The following is a 24,309-nucleotide window of genomic DNA, read 5'->3' as shown; positions in this document are numbered from 1 at the left end:
TTAGACTGACAGCTGAACTCTACCGCGCGTAGAAAACGCGCACCGACCCCAGGAGCTGAACATGACAGAGCAATCCGTCACCCCCTCGGACACCGAGCACCGCACCGAGTGGTTCACCACCTATACGGTATTCGCCCGCGATGTGCCGTCCACGGTGAATCGGGCGGGCCAGTCGGCCACGGAGCGTACCCGTGCGGTGGAACAGTTCGACAAGGTGGTGGCCGAGCTTGCCGACGACGGGGTCACCGTGCGCGGTACCTACGACGTCTCCGGGATGCGCGCCGACGCCGACATCATGGTGTGGATGTACGGGCACGTCCCGGAAAAACTGCAGGCGGCAATCCGCAAGCTGCGTCGCACCGAGCTGCTGGCCGGCACCCACATGGTGCTTTCCGCCATGGGGTCGGACCGGATGGCCGAATTCAACAAGGAACACATTCCCGCCTTCGCCATGGGTCGCAAGCCGCGCACCTGGCTGTGTTTCTACCCGTTCGTGCGCTCCTACGACTGGTACACCCTGGAAGGCAAAGACCGCGCCCGCATGCTGCGCGAACACGGCCAGCTCGGTCAGGAATTCCCCATGGTGTGGGCCAACACCACCTCCGCGTTTGCCCTGAACGACTGGGAATGGCTGCTGGGCCTGGAAGCCCCCGAGCTGAACCACCTCGTCGACATGATGCGCCACCTGCGCAACAACGAAACCCGTCACTACGTGCGCGAGGAAGTGCCCTTCTACACCGGGCGTCTCGTCACCACCGAAGAGATTGTTGAGGTGCTGATCTGATGACCGACGCTGTCATGGATCCGAAGGACTACGACGCCGTTCTGCTCGCTTCCTTCGGCGGGCCAGAGGGCCAGGACGACGTCATCCCGTTTCTGCGCAACGTGACCGCAGGGCGTGGGATCCCGGATGAGCGCCTGGAAGAGGTGGCCACCCACTACCGCGCCAACGGCGGCATCAGCCCGATCAATGAGCAGAACCGCGCGCTCAAGGAAGCTCTCGAACAGGAACTGGCCGCGCGCTCGCTGGAGTTGCCCGTCTACTGGGGTAACCGCAACTGGGCGCCATACTTCAACGACACGGTGGCCGACCTGCACCGGGATGGTCACGAGCGGGTGCTGGTGCTGACCACCTCCGCCTACTCCTGCTACTCTTCGGACCGCCAGTACCGCGAGGACATGGCCGGCGGAATCCTAGCCAATGAGCTGCAGGGACGGATCGAGCTCGACAAGATCCGCCAGTACTTCAACCACCCCGGATTCATTGAGCCCTTCGCTGAGGGATTGCGCGATGGTCTACGATCCCTGCGCGAGGAACTCGACGTCGCGGGGGCCACCGGGCAGATCCGCATCCTCTTCGCCACCCACTCGATTCCTACCTCCGATGCCGCTGCGGCCGGTCCCCGGGATCTGGCCGAGCAGTTGCGCGCCGAAGCCGGTGCCGAGCCGGGTGAGGCCAACGGTGCTGACGTGTACTCCGCGCAGCACCTCGACGCCGCCGCCGAAGTGCTCAAGCTGGTCCCCGAAGCCGAGGGACTTTCCTGGGACCTGGTGTACCAGTCCCGTTCCGGCGCCCCGCACATCCCGTGGCTGGAGCCCGACATCAACGACGCCATGGAGCAACTCGTCGAGGAGCACGACGTGGCCGGCTTCGTCGTCGTGCCCCTGGGGTTCGTCTCCGATCACATGGAGGTGCTCTGGGACCTCGACACCGAGGCGAAGGAGACCGCAGAGAGGTTGGGTGTGGGTTTCCGCCGTACCCCGACTCCGGGCACACACCCCCAGTTCGTGAGCGGTCTCGTCGACATGATCGAGGAGCGATTGGGACGCCGCGAGGGCCGCGCCGCTGTGGGTCGGTTCGATGCCTGGTACGACACCGCTCCCGCCGATGATTCGGTGAAGCTCAACCGAGACGGCGAGCGCCGCCCCACCGTGGGCGCGGCCGATGCCGACGTCGTCAACGAGCTCACCGCAGAACGTGAACCGGGGCAGGTATGACCGGATTCCGCGTCGGCACCCGCGGCTCGGCGCTGGCCACCACGCAGACCACCACGGTGGCGGATGCGCTGGCCAGGACCTCCGGACGGGAGTACGAGCTGAAGATCATCCGCACCGAAGGTGACATCACCACCGGCTCGCTGGCCTCGCTGGGCGGCACTGGTGTATTCGCGTCGGCGCTGCGGGCCGCGATTCTTGACGGTGAGGTCGATCTCGCGGTGCATTCCCTCAAGGACCTTCCAGCCAAGCAGCCCGAAGGCCTGGAGATCGTGGCGATCCCCGAGCGGGTGGATGTGCGCGATGCGCTGTGCGCCCGTGACGGGCTCACCCTGGAGACGCTGCCGCGCGGTGCTCGCGTGGGGACCGGTTCCCCGCGCCGGGTGGCGCAGCTGCTGGCGGCCCGTCCCGACCTGGAGATGGTGGACATCCGCGGTAACGTGCCCACCCGCCTGGCGCGGGTGCCCGGGCTGGAAAGCCATGACGATCACGCCCCCGCGGCGGCTGGCTCCCCGCGCGGTGACCTCGATGCGGTGGTGTTGGCCTGTGCCGGGCTGGACCGGATCGGCATGGACTGGGCGATCACCGAGCGACTGGATCCTGCCGTCGTCCTCCCCGCACCGGGTCAGGGCGCGCTGGCGATTGAGTCGCGTCCGGAACTGGCCGGCGCTGCGAGCCCGCACCCAGAGCTCACCCGCGCGTTGGCAGAGTACGACGACGCAGCCACCCGTGTTCAGGTCACCGCCGAACGTGCGTTGCTCAGCCGGCTCGAGGCCGGATGCGCAGCACCGTTGGGCGCGCTGGGCCGCTTCGGCTCTGGAACCCTGGTGCTGGACGCCGTGGTGGCCGCTCACGATGGCTCACGGGTGCTGCGCCGCAACGAACAGATCACGCTCGCCGTGGACCCGGCCGAAGAAGCAGCCTTGGAAGCCGCGCGCGCCCTGGGCGTCGAGGTGGCCGAAGCGCTGCTGGCCGACGGCGCCGACCTGTTGTCCTGGTGAGCCAGGTGGCCCGCCTCGTCGTCACTCGTCAGCCCGCACAAGCAAGCGAACTGGAATCCGGGCTGCGCGAGGCCGGCGTCGGCGTCGAGTTCCTCCCAGTCACCGATTTCGCGCTGCCTGAGGACCGGTCTGCGCTGTACGAGTCGGTGGACCGGCTCGGGTCCGGGATCTATCAGTGGCTGCTGATCACCAGCCCCAACGCCGCCCGGGCCCTGGTCCATGCCGGATGGGACGGGCTATTGCCCTCCACCACCGCGCTGGCCGTGACCGGTCCCGGCACCGCGCGCACCGTGGCGGCTCTCGGCTGCCATTCCACCCCCTGGATGCCGCGCGAAGCGTCGGCCCGGGGACTGCGGGAGGGTTTTCCGCAGCGCACCCACGGTGGCTCGGCAGGTTTCGGCTCCGGACGGCTGCTGCTGCCCCAATCCGATCTGGCAGACCCCGCGTTGGCTGAGGCCCTCGGTGCGCGGGGTTGGCGCGTCGATATGGTGTCGGCATATCAAACCGTCGAATATCCAGCGGATCCGGCGCGGCGCCTGCTTCCCCGGGCGGGCGAGATACTGGACATCGATTCCTGGAACCAACCGGGCGCGGTCGTGCTGCTGACCAGTGCCTCCGCGGCGCGCGAATTCCACCGGCGTCATCAGGGCGCCCTCCCGCATCTGATTGCCATCGGCGAGCCCACCGAACGGCAATGCCGAGAATTGGACATGCCGCTGCTGGGCACTGCCCCTACTCCGGATGCTGCCGGAATCCTGGCTGTACTTAAATCAGCGTCCTGAGTCAGTGCATTATGAGGCACCCCGCTCATCACCCAGCCACTGCCGTGCCGCGGCCGCGGGAATGGGGCCGTGCCCGGTGAGCCAGGCGGGGGTGTCGTCGTCGCCGAGCAAGGCAGCATCGGACATGACCAGGTGCACCTGCGCGGGTGCCGCGTGGGTGGATTCTTGCCCCCGTGGCGCGCTCCACGAGTAGGTCGGCCATGATCTGGTCCCGGGTACCCAGTCCTCCGGACGGATCCACTGTGTCTTCGGTATCCCCCCTGGCCCATCGCAGTATCGGCCGTGGCTTTCAGCGAGGCGAAAATGCTGACCGCCTGGGGCATCGGTGGCAGTGCGGTGAGATGTGCCATGTTTCCCGGCGCTGGGTGCACGGTGACCCGAGGTTGCCGCCGGGAGCGATGTCAGTGTCGCACCGCCTCCTGTTGGTGCAGCTTTTGCGCGTGACCGCGGGCTTCTGCCGCGCTTCGCCAGGGGACTGCCTGCGGCGGCCTCGGGCTCCAGACGAATCTCCTTCAGTCGCGCGGTCTGGCGCACCTGCGCCGCAGCGCACGACGCTTTCAGCCGCTCTAGCTCGCTGATACGGTCGATCGTCTCGGCTTTGCCGTCGCTGGGACGGGGTCTCGGCAAGCAGGTCACGCCACTCGGCCATCGCTATGAGATCAGAGGACGGCGCCGCGACGAACAAGGGGCGATGCCGGGAAAAATCCACCACGGACTCAACCATGACCACGCCACCCGCCGCGAGCCGAATATACTGGAATATGTACGATCATCAAATAGTCTAGCTGACGATACTAGGTAATATAAGTGTTCTAGTCAGGTCGCTGAAATAACGTCGTCTGCGGGTCCTGTTGGCGCCCGCGTGTGGAGAGTGAAAGACTGAGACCATGATCCTGATTACTGTGAAATACACCGTCAAGCCCGACTACGCCGACACCTTCCTGGATCGGGTCGCCGATTTCACCGAAGCCACCCGCGCGGAAGAGGGAAACCTCTGGTTCGACTGGTTCCAGTCGGTGGAGGACCCGCACGTTTTTCTCCTGCACGAAGCATTCCAGGACGACGCCGCCGAAGCCCACGTCACCTCGGACCATTTCCAGGCCGGCCTCGATGCTATGCGCCCGACCCTGGTGAAGACCCCGGAGATCATTTCCCGCACCATCGAGGGTTCCGGCTGGGACCGCATGGGCGAGCTCGACCTCGGAGACTGACCGACGTCGTCGTTGATGCGCTTTTTCTTGCGCGGGGGCGCGACCGCTGTTCTTGGTATTCTGACCGCGCTGCTCTCCGTCGTCTGCGGGGTCACCGGGCTTTGGTTGGATAGTCGCAGCCCCCAGGAACCGATCGAGATTCGGGTTGATGCCGACCTGGACGCTGGTACCCTCGCTGGTGGGCTCTTGGGGGATCTGAACATCAGCCAGGACACGGTCGACGCTGCCGCCGACCGTGCCGAGCTGGGCGGATACCAGCCGCTCGTCGTTGGTATTTCGGCCGAACCGGCGCCGACGGATCTCACGACGACTGCTTCTGATGGGCTCGACATCGAAATTTTCTTGGGCGAGCCGACCCTGGGGGAAGCTACCGGGTTCCCGCCGTCGGAGACGGTGGCGATCTCGCCCGAGTTGGCCGAGGCCCTGGATGATCCGTATGCGGTGCGATCCGGCACCATCAATGGATTCGAGAACTCGGTGGGATCCGGTCACGGCCCCGGCGCGGTGGTCGCCGCAGTACAGAATGCCAGCCGGCTGATCCACCCGGAGCCTAGCGGGCTGCTCTGGTACGCCACCGCCGGTATTTCCGCCGGCGCCAGCTTCTTCCTGTTCTGGGCCTGGGCGCGTCGTCGTCGTCATCGCGAAGCCGATGAGCGCACTCTGGCCGCCGCGCGCTACCAACTGGCCCGCGTGGTGCTCGATATGGACGCGCTCGAGACCTCGCTGGAGACCGCTGAACCCACCGACACCGCCCGCGCACTCTGGACCCAGATCGGGCAGAACGTGCGTCGGCTACAGCGCCAGGAACCCGAGGTGGTCGCTGCGGTGCAGGCGTCGCGGCGCATTCCCTCGAACCCGCAGGATGCACGACGGCGTCAGCTGACCGACTTCGCCCAGCGCACCGCCGCGCTGCACACCGACGCCACGGTGCTCGAGCAGTCGTTGGAGATTCAACACGGCAGACGCAGCTCAGCCGCACACCGGCTGGTCCACCCCCTCCACGAGGCGGTCGTCGAGCTCACCACCCGACTCATTGGGGTGGAGGATACGCTCAGCCAACGCGAAGCGCTCAGCCTGACCAGGCACCGACAGGTCATCCATGACGCCGACCAGACGCTGCTGCACCTCACCGAACAGGACGACGTGCAGACCGTATCGGACCAATGGCTGGACGCCGAAGCGGATCTGATGCGCTCGGTCGCCGCGCTGACTGAGCTGATGCGACGCCGCGACGGCCGCGTGGTGATGCACCTGCGCGACGTCCGCTTCCACACCGAACGCGCCGTGAACGACCGGCTGGCCGGGCACCAAGACACCCTGGAGGCCCGTACCCGGATGCGCGAGGCCCTGGGCTTGCCGGAAGAGGCGCCACTGCAGGTGCTGGAGACCGCCAATGTGGTGGCCCGCGCCCGCTTCGGCGATCACCCCGCCCTGGACGCCTCGCGCGAGGAACTGCCGCAGCGCCCGATCACCGACGCCCCGATGCGTGCGGTGGCCGCCCCCACGCAGCGCCAGCTCGCCCAGGAGAAGCAGCGCGCCTCCCGGCGCCGTTTTACCCGGAGGGCGCTCGCCGTCATCGTCGTGCTGGTGGTAGGTTTTTCCGCTGGTGCCAGCGCGCAGTACGGCCTGGAGCAGCAGCGCCCGGCGTGGGAGCAGGCCGGCAACGAACAGCTGGCCGAGGTGGTGATCGACGGCGACACCGGTGGTCACGAGATGCTCGAAGAAGACCGGATCCGCCAGTACCTTCACGACCAGTTCACCGAGCCGGTGCACCTCACCCTCGCCGTGCGCCCCGCCTCCGAGTATCTGGACTACACGGTCCAGCGTCAGGACCGACTGCATGTGGGCTACGCCCCGGCCATCCAGGCGATGTGGCGGATCAAGGGTGAAGTCGGCGAGAGCAGCAACATCGTGGATTCGGTGACCGGGGACGTCACGGCACCGCACGTGATCCTGCCGGTGTTCACGCTCGACGACGACACCTTCACCACCCTGCCCGCACTCACCGGCACCCTGGCCGTGGGGGAGCAGACCGGGCTGGGCGAGTTGAACTACCGGCTCACTGACCCGCCGGTGTGGGATTTTGAGCACGTTTCCGCGGTGACCACCGAACTGGAGAGCCTGTCCCGCCAGTTGAACTCGAACGCCGTGTTCACGGACCGCACGAACCCGGAGCTGGCGTTCTGGGCAGTGAGCCTGGCCGTGATCGTCCTGGGCGCGATGGTGCTGCTGGTGCTGCGCTGGATCGGTCAACTCTCGGCCGGTCTGGGCCGGTGGAGTGCCCAGGCGCCCCGTTTGAGAGCAGCACAGCGGCGCATCGACGCCCTGTTCCTGGCGGAGGACGAGCGCGACTTTACCCTGGCGCTGGAGACCGGCCGCCCCGGGGCAGAGGCCCAGCATCAGTTGTTCGACCGAATGCTGCTGGTCTGCGCCCGGGAGCTCGAAGAACTGCGGTTGGCCCCGCGCGCCGAGCGCACCGACGCTGGATTCGCCCGTCGCATCGACCGACTGTTGGCCCGCCTGGATGCGCTCGGACTAGACTCGTGACCATGCCTTTTCCGCAGCACCGGCCCCGCCGTCTCCGTCAGAATCCCGCGATGCGCCGCCTGGCCGCCCAAACCCGGCTACATCCCTCCGAACTGATTCTGCCGGTGTTCCTCAAGGAGGGCGCGAGCGAACCGATCGCCATTTCCTCCATGCCGGGCGTTGTCCAGCACACCCGCGAGTCGCTCAAACGCGCCTCCGCGGAAGCAGTGGAGCTGGGGCTAGGCGGCATCATGCTCTTTGGCGTGCCCGAACACCACGACGCCACCGGATCCGAATCGCTGAACCCCGAGGGCGTGCTCAACGACGGCATCCGCGCCATTAAGGAAGAAGTGGGCGACGACCTGGTGGTCATGTCGGACCTGTGCCTGGATGAGTTCACCGATCACGGGCACTGCGGTGTGCTCGACGACGCCGGCAACGTCGACAACGACGCGACCCTGGAGATCTACGGGCAGATGGGCGTGGCCCAGGCCGAGGCGGGCGCGCACCTGGTGGGCCCTTCCGGGATGATGGACGGCCAGGTCGCCGTCATCCGTCAGGCCCTCGACGACGCCGGCCACCAGGACGTGGGCATCATCGCCTACTCCGCTAAATACTCGTCGGCGTTCTACGGACCGTTCCGCGAGGCGGTGGATTCGCAGCTCACCGGCGACCGCAAAACCTACCAGATGGACCCGTCCAACCGGCGCGAGGCCGTGCTGGAGACCATGCTGGACCTGGAGGAGGGCGCCGACATGGTGATGGTCAAGCCGGCGATGAGCTACCTGGATATTCTGCGCGACGTCGCCGAGATCTCCGATGTGCCGGTCTCGGCCTACCAGATCTCGGGGGAGTACGCGATGATCGAGGCCGCTGCCGCGAACGGCTGGATCAACCGGGACGCCGCGATGGCCGAATCCGTGCTGTCCATCCGCCGCGCCGGCGCCGACACCGTGCTGACCTATTACGCCGTCGAACTGGGCCGTGCCCTGAAGGAAGGTTCCCTGTGACCGAGTCCACCACCAATCTCGCTGCGTTCGATGCCGCCCGCCGGGTGATGCCCGGGGGAGTGAACTCCCCGGTGCGGGCGTTCGGGTCCGTCGGCGGGACCCCGCGCTCCCTGGTGTCCGCCTCGGGTCCCTACCTGCGCGACGTCGAGGGCCGCGAGTACGTGGACCTGGTGTGCTCCTGGGGTCCGATGCTGCTGGGCCACCAGCACCCCGCCGTACTCGATGCGGTGCATGCAGCCGTGGACCGGGGGCTCTCCTTCGGCGCCTCCACCCCGGATGAGACCCGGCTGGCCGAGCTGATCCGGTCCATCGTTCCGGTGGAGCGCGTTCGGTTCGTCTCCACCGGCACCGAAGCCACCATGACCGCCCTGCGCCTGGCCCGGGGCGCGACCGGACGGAACCTCATCGTGAAGTTCGCCGGCTGCTACCACGGCCACTCCGACGGGCTGCTGGCATCAGCCGGTTCCGGTCTCGCCACCCAGGCGTTGCCGGGCTCCGCTGGCGTGACCGAGGCACAGGCCGCCGAGACCCTGGTGGTGCCCTACAACGACGAGGCCGCGCTGCGCGAGGTGTTCGCCGTGCACGGAGAGAACATCGCCGCTGTCATCACGGAGGCGGTGCCCGCCAATATGGGCGTGGTGGTGCCGAACGACGGGTTCAACCAGTTCCTTCGCACCCTGACCGCCAAGCACGGCGCCCTGCTGATCTGGGACGAGGTGCTCACCGGTTTCCGCGCCACCGCCACCGGCGGCTGGGGTCTCTCCGGCGAGCCCGAGGGCTGGGCGCCGGATCTGTGGACCTTCGGCAAGGTGGTCGGCGGCGGCATGCCCGTGGCTGCGGTGGCCGGGTCTGCCGAGGTGATGGACCTGTTGGCTCCGTTGGGACCGGTGTACCAGGCGGGCACCCTCTCCGGGAACCCGGTGGCCATGGCCGCCGGGCTGGCCACCCTCGGTGAGGCGACGAGCAACCCCGAGGTGTACGCGACACTGTCTCAGCGCTCGGAACAGCTGCAGCAGCTGCTGAGTGAGGCACTGACCGGAGCCGGCGTCGACCATTCGATTCAGACCGCGGGCACCCTGTTCTCCTTCGCCTTCGGCACCTCCGCCACCGGGGTGCACGACTACGCGCAGGCCCAGTCCCAGGAGGCGTTCCGGTACGGGCCGTTCTTCCAGACCATGCTGGACCACGGGGTGTACCTGCCGCCGAGCGTGTTCGAGGCCTGGTTCGTGTCCTCGGCACACGACGACGCCGCCATGGAGCGCATCGCCGCCGCGCTGCCGCACGCCGCCCGGGCTGCGGCTGCTGCGACAGCTTAGGAGACCGGCTCCACGGGCCACGCGCCGTTGATGACGGCCTGGGGGTCCTTGGTGCGCCTCAGGTACTCCTGGAAGCTGGCCGACTGCTCGGCTTTCCACTCCACCTGCAAGGCATGCAACTGCGCCAGCGGCATCTGCAGTTTCGGATATTTCTGTGCCAGCGCATCGGCCACACCGACCGCCGCCAGGCAGTCCGCAGCGGAGGTGTGGGCGTCCTCGAGGATGACCCCGTAGTGCTCGCACACATGGGTCAAGGTGCGCTGGCCCTTCCGATAGGTGTCGACCTTTTTGTCGATGACGAACGGGTCGATCACCCCGGTCACTTCTATGGGGTCCAGCCCGTGGCGCGCCAGCTCGGCGGCCAGCACGGTGAAGTCGTACACCCCGTTGTAGGCCACCACCGGCATGCCCTGCTCCATGATGTCGCGCAGGGTGTCCGCGATCTGTTCGACCCCGGTGCGTGCGTCCATGCCCTCGGCGCGGGCCCGCTCGGTGGTCACCCCGTGCACGGCAGCGGCTTCCTCGGGGATCTCCACCCCGGGGTTGAGCAGCCATTCGGAATCGGCGCGGGCGGTGCCGGCGTCGTCGACGAGCACCAGGGAGGCGGTCACGATGCGGGCCTGATGGGGGTCGCGCCCGGTGGTCTCCAAGTCGAAGCCGACCCGGGTGAGGCGATGCCAGGAAGTTTCGGTCACGGACTCCACGGTACCGCCTGAAGCCCGACCACGGGAATGTTCTCCACAGTGGGTGCTTATCTCGTCCGTGGTCGATGGTTGAATGGGGGCATGACCGACGTTCCCTTGAGCCTCACGACGACGACGGAGTCGAGCGCGCCGCGCCCCGAGCTGGACGCCGAGCAGCGCGGTGTGGTTGAGCTGGCGCCCGGCCATGGCCCCACCCTGGTGCTGGGGGCCCCGGGCACCGGGCGCACCACGGTGGCACTAGAGTACGCCGTGGAACGGATTCGCCGCGGGGACGAGGTGCTGATGCTCACCGGGTCCCGCCAGGGTGCGGACCGGCTGCGGGATCGGCTCACCGCCCGGCTCACCCACGAAGGGCTGGGGACGCGGGCCGGTTCCCCGGTGCGTAGCTATGCTTCGTATGCGTTTGATCTGCTGCGCCGGATGCGGGCCGACGGGTTTCTGCCGCACCTGAATCAGTCGCCGCGGTTGCTCTCGGGTGCCGAGCAAGACCGGGTGATCGCCGAGCTGATCGAGGGGTACCGGGCCGAACCGGACTTCAGCCCCGAGTGGCCGGATTCGCTGCGTGCTGCCGTGGGTCTCGACGGGTTCCGCCGGGAGGTGCGCGAGCTGATCGACCGCACCAGCGAATACGGGGTGGACCCGGGGCGGCTGCGCGACCTCGGGGTAGAACAGCACCGCGAAGAATGGGTGGCCGCGGCCCGACTGCTGCAGGACTACCGTGACGTGCTGGACCTGGGCCGTGCCGACGCTTTTGACCCGGCCGGACTGATCACCTCCGCGTGCCGGCTCTGGGACGAGCATCCTGAATTCGCCGAGCAGGAACGGGCGCGCCTGGGAGTCATCGTCGTCGACGACCTGCAGAACGTCACCCCGGCGATCCATCAGCTGATCCTTCGGCTGGCCACCGACCGTGACGCCGTGCTCACCGCCGATCCCGACGTCACGGTGGAAGGCTTCCGTGGTGCCCGCCCCCAGTTGGTGGGGGAGTACCCGCAGGCGCTGATCAGCGGGGACCTATCAGCAGAACAGCGCGGTGAGAGAATTCATCGGCTGCGCACCGGTTACCGGATGCGCCCGGACGTACACGAAGCGTGGGCGCGGGCGGCGCGTCGGCTGCCGGCGGTGCCGGGGCTGCCCGACTACCGTGGCCTCGCCGTGCCGATCCACACTGCTGAACGATGCTCCGAGACCGATGTGCACTGGGTGGCCACTGAACTGCAACAGCGCCTGCTGATCCTGCAACAGGTGCTGGATGTGCACCACCGGGAGCAGGTGCCGCTGTCCCGGATCGCGGTGCTCGCCCGCACCGGCTCCGCCGTCGCCGAGATCGGCCGCTTCCTGGAATCCGAAGGCGTGCCCGTGCGGCGCACCATGGCCGACACCGTGCTCAACCGCGAACCTGCCGTCACCCCGTTGCTGCGCCTCGTCGAACTCACCGAACCCAACGCCGAGCCGGCCGAGGAGATCCAACCCCATGCCGGCTGGCTGATCACGGGCCGCTACGGAGGCTCCTCCGCCCTGCACCTGCGCCGGCTGCGGCAGCGGCTGCTCGCCGTCGCCCGCGATCGCGAAGACCACCGCAACTCCTCGGCCCTGCTGTCCCAGCTGCTCACCGACCCCGAAAGCTTCCACGACCTACTCGCGCTCAACCCCGAGTGGTCAGTACCCGACTACGCCCGCGGTGCCCACCGCATCGCCCGCATGCTGACCGCCGCCGCACGCGCTGCCGGTCAGCCGGAATCCACCGCCGAAACCGTGCTCTGGGCCGCCTGGGACGCCGTGCGCACCGACGTCGCCGCCCGCTGGGAAGCCGACGCCCTGAGCGCCGACGCCGTCGCCTCCCGCCGTGCCGACCGTGACCTCGACGCCGTCGTCGCCCTCTTCGAAGCCGCCGAACGCTACGTGGACCAGTTCCCCGGCCGCAGCGCCCACGGGTTTGTGGAGTACCTCGAACAACAGCAACTCCCCATGGACTCGCTGAGCACCCGTGCCGTCCACGCTGAATCCGTCACCGTGCTCACCCCCTCCTCGGCCGCGGGGCAAGAATGGGACGTGGTGATCCTCGCTGGTGTCCAAGACGGCGTCTGGCCCAATACCCGGCTGCGCGGCCAACTGCTCCACACCCAGCATCTGGTCGATATGGTCACCGGGCGCTCTGGGCAGACCACCTACACCGACCAGCTGGCCGAGGTCCGCGCCGACGAGATGCGCACCTTCTGCGCAGCCCTCAGCCGGGCCCGGCACCGGCTCATCGGCATCGCGGTGAACACCGAAGACGCCCAGCCCAGCCCCTTCCTCGACGTGGTCAGCCCCTGGAACGACCACACCGCCGCTCGGGAACTCACCAAGGTGGCCGACCCGCTCACCGAAGCCGCCTTGGTTGCCAGCCTGCGCCGCACCCTTGAAACCGGTGGTGACTCGGAGCTCAATGACGCCGCCATCGCAGCGACTGTGCTGGCCCAACAATCCGTGTCCGGCGCCGACCCCGACTCCTGGTGGGGGCTGGCACCGCTGAGCACCGAACAACCCGTCCAAGGGCCCGGCGCCGTCGAGGATGACGACGCCATCCACCTCTCACCCTCCACCGTCGAAACGGCACTGAACTCACCACTGCAGTGGTTCATCCAACAGGTCGGCGGGCGTGGCGGCTCCACCCTGGCCATGTCCCTGGGCACCCTGATCCACTCCATCGCCGAAGACCACCCCGCAGGAACCCTGGACGAACTGATCAACGCCCTCGACGCCCGCTTCGCCTCCCTCGGGCTCGACCCCGGGTGGGAGGCCGACCAGCTGCGAGTCCGCTGCGAGAGCATGCTCGGCTTCTTTGCCGACTACGTGCGCGACATGCGCCAGCAAGGGCGCACCCTCGTCGCCACCGAGCAACGAGTCACCGTTGACGAGAGGATCGGCGACGTCCACCTCGTCCTCCGCGGCTCGATCGACCGCCTCGAAGCCACCGCCGACGGACGCTCTTACGTGGTGGACCTCAAGACCGGCACCAATCCCCCCACCGCGAAGGAACTGGAACAGCTGCCGCAGCTCGGCGTCTACCAGACCATGCTGCGCTCGCAAGCCCTGACCGGGCTCGACGACGACGTCGACATGGACCTCCCGCACCGCCGCCGGCCCGCCGGAGCAGCTCTCGTGCAGCTGGGCAGCACCACCAAAAACCTGAAAATCCAGGAACAGGCCGCCGTCACCGACGACGACACCTGGGCCGAAAACCAACTCGTCCAGGCCGCTGGATTGGTCGCCGGGCCCACCTACCTGGCCGTCCACCGGCCCGGCAAAGAGTGCCGACTCGGCGCCCTTTGCCCGCTGTGCGATGAAGGGAAGCAGATCACCGTATGGAACCGATGAGCACCTGGGGCACGGTCCGCTACTCCGCCCGCGACCTGGTGGACGCCCTCCAAGCCCAACGCCCCGCCGACGAGCGGCACTATCCCACCGACGAGCAGCAGCGCATCATCGAATCCGGCCCGGAACCACTACTCGTGGTGGCCGGGGCCGGCTCCGGCAAAACCCACACCATGACCGACCGGGTGGTGTGGCTGGTGGCTAACGGATTCGTCCGTCCCGAAGAGATCCTCGGCGTCACTTTCACCCGCAAAGCTGCTGGCGAACTGGCTCAGCGCATCAATGCCGCCATCGCCCGACTCGCCGCCGACGAACAACTTGACGTCCCCTTGGACCCCGCCGATATCGGCCGAGCCAGCGTGTCCACCTACCACTCCTACGCCAACGCCCTGGTCGCCGACCACGGGCTACGCATCGGGGTCGAACCCGATGCCCGGCTGATCGGGGAGGCCCAGTCCTTCCAGCTCGCCTCCCGCGTGGTCCGTGAATTCCACGGCGACCTCAGCTTTACCAGCGCCCGCGCCGCCACCCTGGTCAAACGGCTGCGCCAACTTGCCGGTGACTGCGCCGAACACCTCGTCGCCCCCGAACGGGTGAAGGAATACTTGGCCGGGCTGCAAGCCGAAGCCGACGCGCTGCCACTGAAACGAGGCCGCGGCAACGCCAAAACCCGGGGCATCGTCGAGATGATCCAGATGCGTACCGTGCTGGCCGACATGGTCACCGCCTACAGCGACCTCAAACGCGCCGAATCCGTGATGGACTACGGCGACCTCGTGGCCCATGCCGCCCGCATCGCCTCCGAGATTCCCGAGGTCGGCATCGTGGAGCGCCAACGCTACAAGGTGGTGCTCCTCGACGAATTCCAAGACACCTCCCACGCCCAAATGGAACTCTTCTCCGGGCTTTTCGGCTCCTCCTCCGGCACAGGAATCGGCCACCCGGTCACCGCGGTGGGCGACCCCAACCAGTCGATCTACGGTTTCCGCGGCGCCTCCGCCGGCCAGCTGTTCAGCTTCCCCGAACGGTTCCCCACCCTCGACGACGACGGCGCCCGCCACCCTGCCGCCACCGCCCAACTCACCACCGCCTGGCGCAACGCCGAGCACATCCTCGACGGCGCCAACGCCATCGCCGCCCCCCTGCGCTCCGCCGGCACCACCCAGCAGATCGCCGAGCTGAAACCACGCCTTGGGGCGCCCGCGGGCGAGATCGTGGCCCACTGGTTCACCGACACCGCCACGGAAGCCGCCCGCATCGCCGAAATGTTCGCCGAACAACTCCCCGCCGACTCCGGACGCACTGGGGCGGTGCTGTGCCGTGCCCGGTCTCAGTTCACCCCGATTGCCGAAGCACTCGACGCCGCCGGCGTGCCCTACGAAATCATCGGGCTCTCCGGCCTGCTGCGCACCCCCGAAGTGATCGAACTGAACGCCCTGCTCAACGTGCTCGCCGACCCCACCCGCTCGGACTCCCTCATACGCGTCATCACCAACGCGCGCTGGCGTATCGGCCCGGCTGACATCTGGGTGCTTCAGGAACACGCCCGCGGTCTCGCCCGAAACCGCCCCGGCGCCCAGCGCGAACAAGCCCCCGAGGATGTCGACTCCTCCTCCCTCATCGAAGCCCTTCTCAGCCTGCCGCCAGCGAACTGGACGTCACCGTCTGGGCGCCATTTCAGCGCAGAAGGCCACCGCCGCCTCACCCAACTGGGCACCGAGATCACCCGGCTCTCTACCCAGCTGCACCTGCCGCTGCCGGAGCTGATCCGCTACGTCGAGCGCTCCACCGGGCTCGGCCAAGAGGTTCTCTCGCACCCCGGCAGCACCATGCCCACTGCTCGCCGCAACCTCGACGCCTTCATCGAAGCCGCCGAAAGCTTCGCAGCCAGCGCCGACCCCACCGCCGGTGACGAACTGCTCGCCTTCCTTACTTGGCTCGACGTCGCCGAAGAAGAAGAGGACGGACTCAACGCCGTCCCCGCCGAACCCACCGCGGACGCGGTCCAGCTGCTCACTGCCCACGCCTCTAAAGGACTGGAATGGGACGTCGTGGTGGTCCCCGGGCTCGCCCGGAAGACCTTCCCGTCCGAAAAGAAAGACCTCTGGACCAAAGAAACCCAAGGCTCCCTGCCCTGGGATCTGCGCGGCGACGCCGCCAGCCTCCCGCAGTGGCGCCGGGACGGCTGGGACACCCTCAACGACTGGGCCGAAGCTGCCCTCGGACGCTCTGAGAAACAGGTTGAAGAACACGGACCCGACTTCACCATGGCGGTCGACGCCCACGTCGCCACCGAGGAACGCCGACTGGCGTACGTGGCCTACACCCGAGCCAAGGACCTGCTCTGGATCTCTGGTGCCGCTTGGAAGGGCACCGCCAAAACCCAGGGGGAGCCCTCGGTATTCTTGACCGAAATGCAGGACCACCCCGCCGTCACCGTGGGCACCTGGGCCACCGAAGAAGAGATCGGCGAATCGAACCCCACCGCCGAACGCACCCTCGCTGCCGAGTGGCCCTACGATCCGCTCGACGGGCCCACCGTGCTGAACCTGCAGGAATCCGCGAACCTCTCCACCGACGGCGCCACGGACATGCCCTCGCGCCTGCGGCCCCGCCGTGCCGGATTGGAAGCCGCCGCCCAACGAGTACGGGATGCCGAGGCCGACCTGAGCATGATCAGCACACCCGACCTGGCCCAGCGGGTCAGCTGGGTGCTGGACCGCCGTCACGCCCAGCGCGGTCGACCTGCAGACACCTCCATCGTGCTGCCCTCGCACGTGAGCACCTCCACCTTCGTGGAACTCGCCGACGATCCCACCGCGGTGGCCCGCCAGCTGCGCCGCCCCATGCCGCGCCAGCCCAAACCCGCAGCCCGCGCCGGCACCGTGTTCCACTCATGGATCGAGGAGCACTACGCCACCATCCGCCCCGGCGTCACCGGCATGCTGGACTTTGAAGATCCCCACCTGGCGGTCGACGACGACGTTGACGCAGCACTCGGGGTCACCGACCTGCGCGAAAAATTCAAAGCCACCCGCTGGGCCGACACCCCACCGGCGCTGGTAGAGGCCGCCGTAGAAACCACAGTCGGCGGGATCACCCTGCGCGGCCGCGTGGACGCGATCTTTCGCACCGGGGGAGACCCCTCCCAGGAGTTTGACCCGGACGCGCAATGGGAACTGGTGGATTGGAAAACCGGACAAGTACCGCGCACCGAAGACGACCTGCAGCTCAAGGGGCTCCAGCTCGCCGTGTACCGGCTAGCCTGGTCGCGGCTACACCACATTCCGCTGGAGAACATCACCGGACGCTTCGTCTACATCGCCCACGGCGTGGAACGAACCCCGCACCACCTGGCCGATGAGGCCGAACTGGAACGGATCCTCGCTGAGGCGTTGGCGTAGGGCCTTTTCATTTCCTGAACAGTGTTCAATAATGACGGAATGGACCGTTACTACTCCCTCGCAGGACAGGTGCTTGCCGGGAACCCCGCAACCGCTTCTGATGCCCTGGAGATCCTGTCGTCCCCGGACGAAGACCTGACCGCCGTGGTCGCGGCCGCGGCCAGGTTGCGCCGTGCCCACTTTGGCAACCTGGTCAAGATCAACTACCTCGTGAATCTCAAATCAGGGCTGTGTCCGGAGGACTGCAGCTATTGCTCGCAGCGGCTGGGGTCGGAAGCAGAGATCCTCAAGTACCCGTGGCTACCGCGCGATGAGGCCAAGCGCCAGGCAGAATTCGGTCTGGCGGGAGGTGCCTCCCGCGTCTGCCTCGTTGCCTCCGGACGCGGGCCCTCGAATCGTGACGTCGAGCGGGTGTCGGGGATGGTTGAGGAGATCAAGGCGGCCACTCCGTCGGTGGAGGTCTGCGCGTGCCTCGGCTTCTTGAAAGAAGGCCAGGCGCATCGCCTGAAAGAAGCGGGGGTGGATGCGTACAACCACAACCTCAACACCGCTGAATCCCATTACTCCGATATCTGCTCGACACACACGTTCGCCGACCGCGTCGACACCGTCGACCAGGCACGCGCAGCAGGTATGTCACCCTGCTCGGGTCTCATCGTCGGCATGGGCGAAACCAATGAACAGATCATTGAGGCGATCGAATCCCTGCAGCAGGTGGACTCGGACTCGATTCCGGTCAACTTCCTGATCCCTTTCGACGGCACCCCACTGGAGGGCACCTACACGCTGACTCCGCAGCACTGCCTTCGGATCCTGTGCGCGGTGCGATTTCTGTGCCCGGACCGGGAACTCCGCATCGCTGGTGGCCGCGAAATGCACCTGCGCTCCCTGCAACCGATGTCGTTGCATGTCGCCAACTCGCTGTTTCTCGGTGACTACCTCACCTCGGAAGGGCAGGCCGCTGAAGAAGATCTCGACATGATCGTCGACGGCGGATTCGAGATCGTCGGCACCGACAATGCTCGGCAACTGCGCGATCGGCTCAAGGCTTACCGCGCAGCACACCAGGCAGCCCTCGGTGTCGCGAAAACACCAGACACCTCGGTGAGCACACTGCCGTGTGGCAAACAGGTGCCCGCGGTTGGCGCGGAGCACGCTGGCGCAGGGGTCACGATCCCGATGATCAGACGCCGAGGTGCCGGAACCGCTGTGGCGCCGAACGCCTAGGTCCCGTTACAGGGTCTCAGGATTCCCGGGAGTCGTGCTCCTCGTTGTCCCGACGCTGGTGCATCGCGCGCAGCTGCTCCAGCGGGATAGGTGCGGTCTCCAGATTCACCGCATTGTCGGGCTCGGCGGGCTGCTCTGGTTCATCCGCGGGTCGGGCACCGGAGTCCGTGATGACGGCGCCATCGTCGTCTTCCTCGGTGACGTCCTCGTCTGCAGGTTCTTCAGGCTCTTCAGGTACTTCTGGAGCGTCCTCGACGAGGGCAACCTTGGGAGCGTCGTCCGGCTCCTTCTCCGTTTCGGGGGCTTTGGACTCCGGGTCCGGAGTGGGTTCTGGTTCGGGTACGGGAGTTGGAGCCGGGTGGGAAGCGACTCCAATGTCCTGACCACCGTGGTCGCGCACATCCTCGGCCAGCTCCTCGAGCAGGGTTGCTGCTTCACCCTGGATTTGCTCGTCGTGGGTGGAGATACCCTGCACCATCCACTGAGCCAACGCGAACTCCGCGGCCAGCGAGGCCCGGCGCATCAGATTCTCGTCTGTTCCGCCCTTCATGTGCGAGCGGTAGGACTCGATGATCTTCTCCACGAAAGCCGGCTCCTCCACCGAGGCCAACCACGCGAAATCGGTGGCGGGGTCACCCCAATGCAGGTCCGTCCAGCCGGTCACGCCCACCACACGACCACGTTCCACCAACAGATTGTCCTCATGCAGGTCACCGTGCACCACCCGCGGCTGGAAACTCCACAGCGACGTCTCCTCCAGTGCGGCCTCCCAGCGGCGCAACAGCACACTGGGGATCGCACCCGTGAGGGCCGCCTGGTCGAGCTCATTCAACCTGCGCGAGCGGAACTCATCGGCGGTGTAGACGGGAAGATTCGCTGCTTCCACGACTGCATCGGAGAGTTGATGAATCGCGGCCGTGACGCGGCCGATGTCCTGGGGTAGTGGCTCAGAAGCGGCCACCAGCCCGTCGAGACCGATCTCCGACCCGGGCATGTTGTGATACACGAAGGTGCGCAACCCATCCAGCTGCACCGCACCTGCCACTGAGGGGGCGCGGAACGGCAGTTTCGCACGGATCGCCGGGGTGAAACCGGAGAGCACCTGCAGCTCGGTCTCGAGCCGGAATGCGGCTTTCTCATGCTTCGGCGAGCGGATGCGCCAGCGCTGATCCTCACGATCCGTGACGACTGCAGAGTCGAAGTCCCGGGCGCTATCCGGTGCGGCTGCCACCGAAACGGGAGACAGTCCGGGCACGGCTGCGCTGGCCAATGCGGCGAGTTCCATGGGCGATCGATTCACAGGCTTAACCGTAGCGACATCCACACGGTGCCGAGCCGGTCGGGCCCGGCGAGTCCGAAAATGTACACAGCCCGCATGCTCGCTTGAGGTGCGCTGGAGGCGCAGGGAGTACGGTGGAATCATGACGACGCACCGCACCGAGAGCTTTCCGCCCCTGGGACGATTGCCCCTGGCCCGTGAGGATGTCGACCGTGGCTGTGAGGTGCGCGCCCAAGAGTCCTGGCTGCCCAGCATCTGGTCCCGCCCCGAGACCCGGGTGCTCTGGCTACACGGGGGACTGGCCCCGGTGTACAACGGACAGTTGGTGCTGTGCCCGGTGCCCGACGATGACCTGGCGCCGGCCGATCGTCACGAAACCAGCGTGTACTTGGGACGCTCCCTGGAACACCGCAACGGCAGTACCGGTGGAAACAGTGCAGCGGAGCTGGTGCTGCTCATCGCCGATTCTTCAGGCCCGGCCCCCATCCTGGACCGCCCCGAGGTGGCTGGCACTCCCATCGACGCCGAAAAAATCACCTGGGTGGGCGTGCGCGACGTCGCCGCCGCCCTGTCCTCACGCGACGCCGGCATCTTCGTCGAAGCGGTCGCGGTGGCCAACTGGCACGCCCGCAACGGTTTCTGCCCCCGCTGTGGAGCAGCCACCCGGATCACCACCTCCGGATGGGTCCGGGTCTGCCCGCAGGACAACTCGGAGCACTTCCCGCGCACCGACCCGGCAATCATTGTCGCCATCACCGATCCTGACGACCGGATCCTGCTTGGCAACAACGCCCAGTGGGGTCCCACCCGGTTCTCTACCCTGGCTGGTTTCGTCGAACCGGGCGAATCCCTGGAAGCAGCGGTGAAGCGCGAAATCTACGAGGAATCGCACCTGCGCGTGCATTCCCCGCGCTACCTCGGATCCCAGCCCTGGCCGTTCCCACAGTCGCTGATGCTGGGCTTCACTGCCCGCACCGACGCCCCCGAAGAAGCCGTCTCCGACGGCGAAGAGGTACTCACCGTCCGATGGTTTACCCGCGATGAGCTGCGCGAGCAGGTTGAGCGCGGCGACGTCATGATCCCCGGGGCCAGCTCGATCGCCCGGGCGCTGTTGGAGCACTGGTACGGTGGTTCTCTTCCCGAGCCGCGCACCCTGCAGAACTGAGCGCACCACCACGAGAGGACACTGAAGCATCACCGTGACTGAGGACATTCTGGCGGGACTCGACGCCGAACAGCGCCAAGCGGCGACCGCACTGAAGGGCCCTGTCTGCATTCTGGCAGGCGCCGGCACCGGTAAAACCCGGGCCATCACCCACCGCATTGCCTACGGGGTGAAGACTGGTGTTTATGATCCGCACCGCACCCTGGCTGTCACTTTCACCGCCCGCGCCGCGGCCGAAATGCGTTCCCGGCTCCGCGACTTGGGCGTGCACGGGGTGCAGGCGCGCACCTTTCACGCTGCCGCGCTGCGCCAGCTGCAGTACTTCTGGGGCGACGCCATCGGCGGACCGGTGCCCCAGTTGGTGGAGAACAAAATCCAGCTCATCATCGAGGCGGCCCGGCGACTGCGGCTCTCCACCGATCGGGCCACCGTGCGCGACTTGGCCGGGGAGATCGAATGGGCGAAGGTCTCTATGCTCACCCCCGATACGTATCAAGCAGCTGCTGCCGATCGAGAAATGCCCACCGGCTGGGACGTCACCTCAGTGACCCGGCTTTTCGTCTCCTACGAGGACGTGAAAACCGACCGCGGGCTGATCGACTTCGAAGACGTGCTGCTGATCCTGCTGGGCATCCTGGACTCAGAGCCGCGCATCGCCGCCACCATCCGCGACCAATACCGCACTTTCGTCGTCGACGAATATCAGGACGTCTCCCCGCTGCAGCAACGCCTGCTAGAGGCATGGCTCGGCGGACGCGATGACCTGTGCGTGGTGGGGGACGCCTCGCAGACCATCTACTCCTTCACCGGGGCCACCTCCGAGTTTTTGCTCGATTTTCGCTCCCGCTACCCACAGGCCGAGATGATCAAATTGGTGCGGGACTACCGTTCCTCACCCCAGATCGTGGAACTGGCGAACAAGTTGCTCTCCGAGCGTACGGTCCAGCAGCAACGCCAGCTGGAACGGCAGATTTCCGGGAAGGCACGCGTGACTGAGGCCTTGCCGCGCTGGCCGGAACCGCTGGAGCTGATCTCGCAGCGCGAGGCCGGGCCGGAACCCGAGTTCGCCGAATGCGCTGACGAGGAAGCCGAGGCCGAATGGGTGGCGGAGCGCATCACCCAGCTCATCGCCCCTGGACAGGACGGAAAACCCACGGTAGAACCGGCCGAGATCGCGGTGCTCTTCCGCACCAACTCCCAGTCCGCTGCCTTTGAACAAGCCCTCACCGCTCACGGGCTGAGCTACCAACTGCGTGGAGCGGAGCGGTTCTTCTCCCGGCGGGAGGTGCGCGACGGCATCCTCCAGCTGCGCGCCGCGGCCCGTTCGGCCGATGATGTCTCCGGCGATGCGGTGGTGGGCCGGGTCAAAGACGTGCTGGGTTCTCTGGGGTTTTCCGAGAACGCGCCGCAGACCACCGGGGCCGCCCGCGAACGATGGGAATCGCTCAACGCCCTGGTCGAGCTGGCCGCCCAGCTCAGCCGCACCCGGGGCGAGGACTTCACCGTCACCGAACTGGTCGCTGAATTGGACGAGCGCGCCGCCAACCAACACGCCCCCACCATGCAGGGTGTCACACTGGCTTCGTTGCACTCGGCCAAGGGTCTGGAATGGGACGCCGTCTTTCTTGCCGGACTCACCGAGGGGCTGATGCCCATCAGCTTCGCGACCGAACAGGCTGAGATCGACGAGGAGCGCCGACTGCTCTATGTGGGCATCACCCGTGCCCGGCACCGGCTCTACCTGTCATGGCCGCAGGCACGTTCCCCGCAGCGCCGCGGCGGACGCCGACCCTCCCGGTTCCTCCAGTCGCTGACCCCGCAAGCCCGCACGGTCGCCGGATCCGCGGAGCGCCCGACGCGTAGCCGCCAGCGGGCACGCAAAGCGACCATGACCTGTCGCGGTTGCGGCACCGTGCTGGACACCGGTGCGGAGCGGAAGATTGGCCGGTGCGAGAACTGTCCGCCCCAGTACGAGGAGCAGACATTGACCGCCCTGAAGGACTGGCGCAGCTCCATTGCCTCGCGCGACAAGGTGCCCGCCTTCGTGGTCTTCACCGACGCCACACTCATCGCCATCGCCGAGTCGAACCCGAGCTCGCCCACCGACCTACTGCGCATCCCCGGTGTAGGGAAAACCAAAGTGGAGCGTTACGGCGACGACGTACTCGCGCTGATGACCTGAGCACAGGCGCAGTGCGGAGCGGGGGCCACCTCCAAGGTCTGCACCGCGGCCGTGGCGGCATCTAAGCGCACCACCACCCCCGGCGCCACCCCGGGTGCACCCCAGCCCGATCCGTCGATACGGTTCAGTACCGCCTGGGCTCCCAGTCCGGCGGCCGCAGCCGACACCGCGAACGACTCACCGGACTGGGCGGTGGTTCCGGCCTCGCGCAACGGGGCAAAACACAGCGGGCACGGCGAGGCTCCCGGTAAGCTCCACGGGCCCACCAGCACGTCGTCATCGCGCACCACCACCGGTAGCAATGGATGTTCCGCCGCCCGTGCCTCCGCCAGAATCGTGGGTGTGATCCCACCGTGAGCGATCACCACCGTCAGGGTGCCGGCCAGCGCCGGACGAATCGGATGCGCACTGGGAAAAATCGTCTGATGCGGGAACTCCGGCTGCAACCGCCGGGCCACCGCCACCGAGCGCAACCGGCCCACATCGGCCGCCTGGTGCGTGGGCCCGGTGTCTCCGTAACTCACCTGCTCGGAATCCCACAGCAGCAACTGGCCCACCCCGGCGTGGGCCAGAATATGGGTCAGTGCGGCCCCGGTGCGCCCCAGCCCGACCACCTGGATGGAGGCGGTGCGCCGTTGCTCTAGCACCGCGGAGGGGGCCCGGGGTGCTAACAGGATGCTGTCCCCATCGCCCTGATGGGCCAGATACTCGGTGGCCTGCAGACTCGCGTACCCCACATGGAAGTCGGCGTCATAGCTGGGCGGTAGGGGGGTCTCCTCGATCTGCGGTATCGACGTCGGTGTGGATACCAACACGTCTACGAGTTCGGCGAGCAACTGGTGCACCAGGGTGGCATTGAGCCCGCATCGCTGGCCTGCCCGAATTTCGGCACCGTCCACCACCCCCTCCCGCAGCATCCGGATAAAGCGCAGCACCTCGGGTCCGGGGTCGAGGATCTGTGCATGGCGCCCGCCGGTGCCGATGCGCACACTCAGCGGGCGCCCGGCACGCGGATCGGCGTCGGTGATGATCAGGCTCAGCCCGGGGTTGATCCGCATCGTGGTTCCTTGCCGTTCGAGGGTGACTGTGAGTCATTTAACCCTGGCAGAGCAGCTCTCATCACGACGTCGGTTATCCACAGACGCGGTGG

Annotated in this window: 16 protein-coding genes; 13 read left to right on the top strand and 3 right to left on the bottom strand. The window is 67.2% G+C overall.

Translation table 11 applies throughout. From position 1 onward, the window contains the following. The first annotated feature begins 61 nt into the window (after positions 1–61). The 8 genes from hemQ to hemL all read left to right on the top strand — a co-directional run bounded on the left by hemQ (position 62) and on the right by hemL (position 9,841). Positions 62–784, top strand: a complete 723-nt coding sequence (gene hemQ, locus P8192_RS09715) for a hydrogen peroxide-dependent heme synthase (protein WP_270104876.1) — start codon at positions 62–64, stop codon at positions 782–784. Then, positions 784–1,998 carry a ferrochelatase gene (locus P8192_RS09710; protein ID WP_278156605.1) on the top strand — a complete coding sequence of 405 codons (1,215 nt, stop codon included), beginning with the start codon at positions 784–786 and terminating at the stop codon, positions 1,996–1,998. The genes hemQ and P8192_RS09710 overlap by 1 nt, the downstream gene beginning before the upstream one ends. Further along, complete coding sequence (hemC, locus tag P8192_RS09705) at positions 1,995–2,996, top strand: hydroxymethylbilane synthase (protein WP_278156603.1); 1,002 nt, start codon at positions 1,995–1,997, stop codon at positions 2,994–2,996. The genes P8192_RS09710 and hemC overlap by 4 nt, the downstream gene beginning before the upstream one ends. Next, positions 2,993–3,778 carry a uroporphyrinogen-III synthase gene (locus tag P8192_RS09700; protein WP_278156600.1) on the top strand — a complete coding sequence of 262 codons (786 nt, stop codon included), beginning with the start codon at positions 2,993–2,995 and terminating at the stop codon, positions 3,776–3,778. Before hemC ends, P8192_RS09700 begins: the two co-directional genes overlap by 4 nt. An 887-nt stretch (positions 3,779–4,665) precedes the next feature. Beyond that, positions 4,666–4,989 (top strand): putative quinol monooxygenase, encoded by a 324-nt coding sequence (locus P8192_RS09695; RefSeq protein WP_270104881.1) that lies wholly within the window; start codon positions 4,666–4,668, stop codon positions 4,987–4,989. Positions 4,990–5,004: 15 nt separating this feature from the next. Beyond that, positions 5,005–7,536 (top strand): hypothetical protein, encoded by a 2,532-nt coding sequence (locus tag P8192_RS09690; RefSeq protein ID WP_278156598.1) that lies wholly within the window; start codon positions 5,005–5,007, stop codon positions 7,534–7,536. A gap of 2 nt (positions 7,537–7,538) precedes the next feature. Then, positions 7,539–8,525, top strand: coding sequence for a porphobilinogen synthase (gene hemB, locus P8192_RS09685; RefSeq protein ID WP_278156596.1), 987 nt, complete (start codon positions 7,539–7,541; stop codon positions 8,523–8,525). Further along, entirely contained in the window at positions 8,522–9,841 is a 1,320-nt protein-coding gene (gene hemL, locus P8192_RS09680) for a glutamate-1-semialdehyde 2,1-aminomutase (RefSeq protein WP_278156594.1), read from the top strand. The genes hemB and hemL overlap by 4 nt, the downstream gene beginning before the upstream one ends. Here hemL and P8192_RS09675 read toward each other — a convergent pair. Further along, a complete protein-coding gene (locus P8192_RS09675) occupies positions 9,838–10,536 on the bottom strand; it encodes a 3'-5' exonuclease (RefSeq protein ID WP_278156592.1) in 699 nt (232 codons plus the stop codon). The two genes, hemL and P8192_RS09675, sit on opposite strands and share 4 nt — an antisense overlap. Positions 10,537–10,626: 90 nt before the next feature. On the opposite strand from P8192_RS09675, the gene P8192_RS09670 reads away from it, so the two are divergent. The 3 genes from P8192_RS09670 to bioB are packed head-to-tail and all read left to right on the top strand — an operon-like array spanning position 10,627 to position 18,533. After that, entirely contained in the window at positions 10,627–13,905 is a 3,279-nt protein-coding gene (locus P8192_RS09670) for an ATP-dependent helicase (RefSeq protein WP_278156591.1), read from the top strand. After that, on the top strand, positions 13,902–17,306 hold the full coding sequence (locus P8192_RS09665) for an ATP-dependent DNA helicase (RefSeq protein WP_278156589.1): 3,405 nt from the start codon (positions 13,902–13,904) through the stop codon (positions 17,304–17,306). The genes P8192_RS09670 and P8192_RS09665 overlap by 4 nt, the downstream gene beginning before the upstream one ends. A gap of 39 nt (positions 17,307–17,345) precedes the next feature. After that, positions 17,346–18,533, top strand: coding sequence for a biotin synthase BioB (bioB, locus tag P8192_RS09660; RefSeq protein WP_278156587.1), 1,188 nt, complete (start codon positions 17,346–17,348; stop codon positions 18,531–18,533). Between the two features lie 16 nt (positions 18,534–18,549). On the opposite strand, the gene P8192_RS09655 is transcribed toward bioB, so the two are convergent. Further along, positions 18,550–19,833, bottom strand: coding sequence for a phosphotransferase (locus tag P8192_RS09655; RefSeq protein WP_278156585.1), 1,284 nt, complete (start codon positions 19,831–19,833; stop codon positions 18,550–18,552). Positions 19,834–19,954: 121 nt separating this feature from the next. On the opposite strand from P8192_RS09655, the gene nudC reads away from it, so the two are divergent. Together nudC and P8192_RS09645 are read left to right on the top strand one after the other, a co-directional pair. Next, positions 19,955–20,977 carry an NAD(+) diphosphatase gene (nudC, locus tag P8192_RS09650; RefSeq protein ID WP_278156584.1) on the top strand — a complete coding sequence of 341 codons (1,023 nt, stop codon included), beginning with the start codon at positions 19,955–19,957 and terminating at the stop codon, positions 20,975–20,977. A 28-nt stretch (positions 20,978–21,005) separates the two neighbouring features. After that, complete coding sequence (locus P8192_RS09645; protein WP_278159793.1) at positions 21,006–23,159, top strand: ATP-dependent DNA helicase UvrD2; 2,154 nt, start codon at positions 21,006–21,008, stop codon at positions 23,157–23,159. On the opposite strand, the gene P8192_RS09640 is transcribed toward P8192_RS09645, so the two are convergent. After that, positions 23,126–24,217, bottom strand: coding sequence for a ThiF family adenylyltransferase (locus tag P8192_RS09640; protein WP_270104890.1), 1,092 nt, complete (start codon positions 24,215–24,217; stop codon positions 23,126–23,128). The genes P8192_RS09645 and P8192_RS09640 overlap by 34 nt on opposite strands. Between the last annotated feature and the right edge of the window lie 92 nt (positions 24,218–24,309).

Origin of the sequence: Citricoccus muralis, from assembly GCF_029637705.1 — a bacterium.
Lineage (GTDB): Bacteria > Actinomycetota > Actinomycetes > Actinomycetales > Micrococcaceae > CmP2.
Note: the sequence above shows the minus strand (reverse complement) of the source record. Positions and strands in the feature narration are given on the sequence as shown.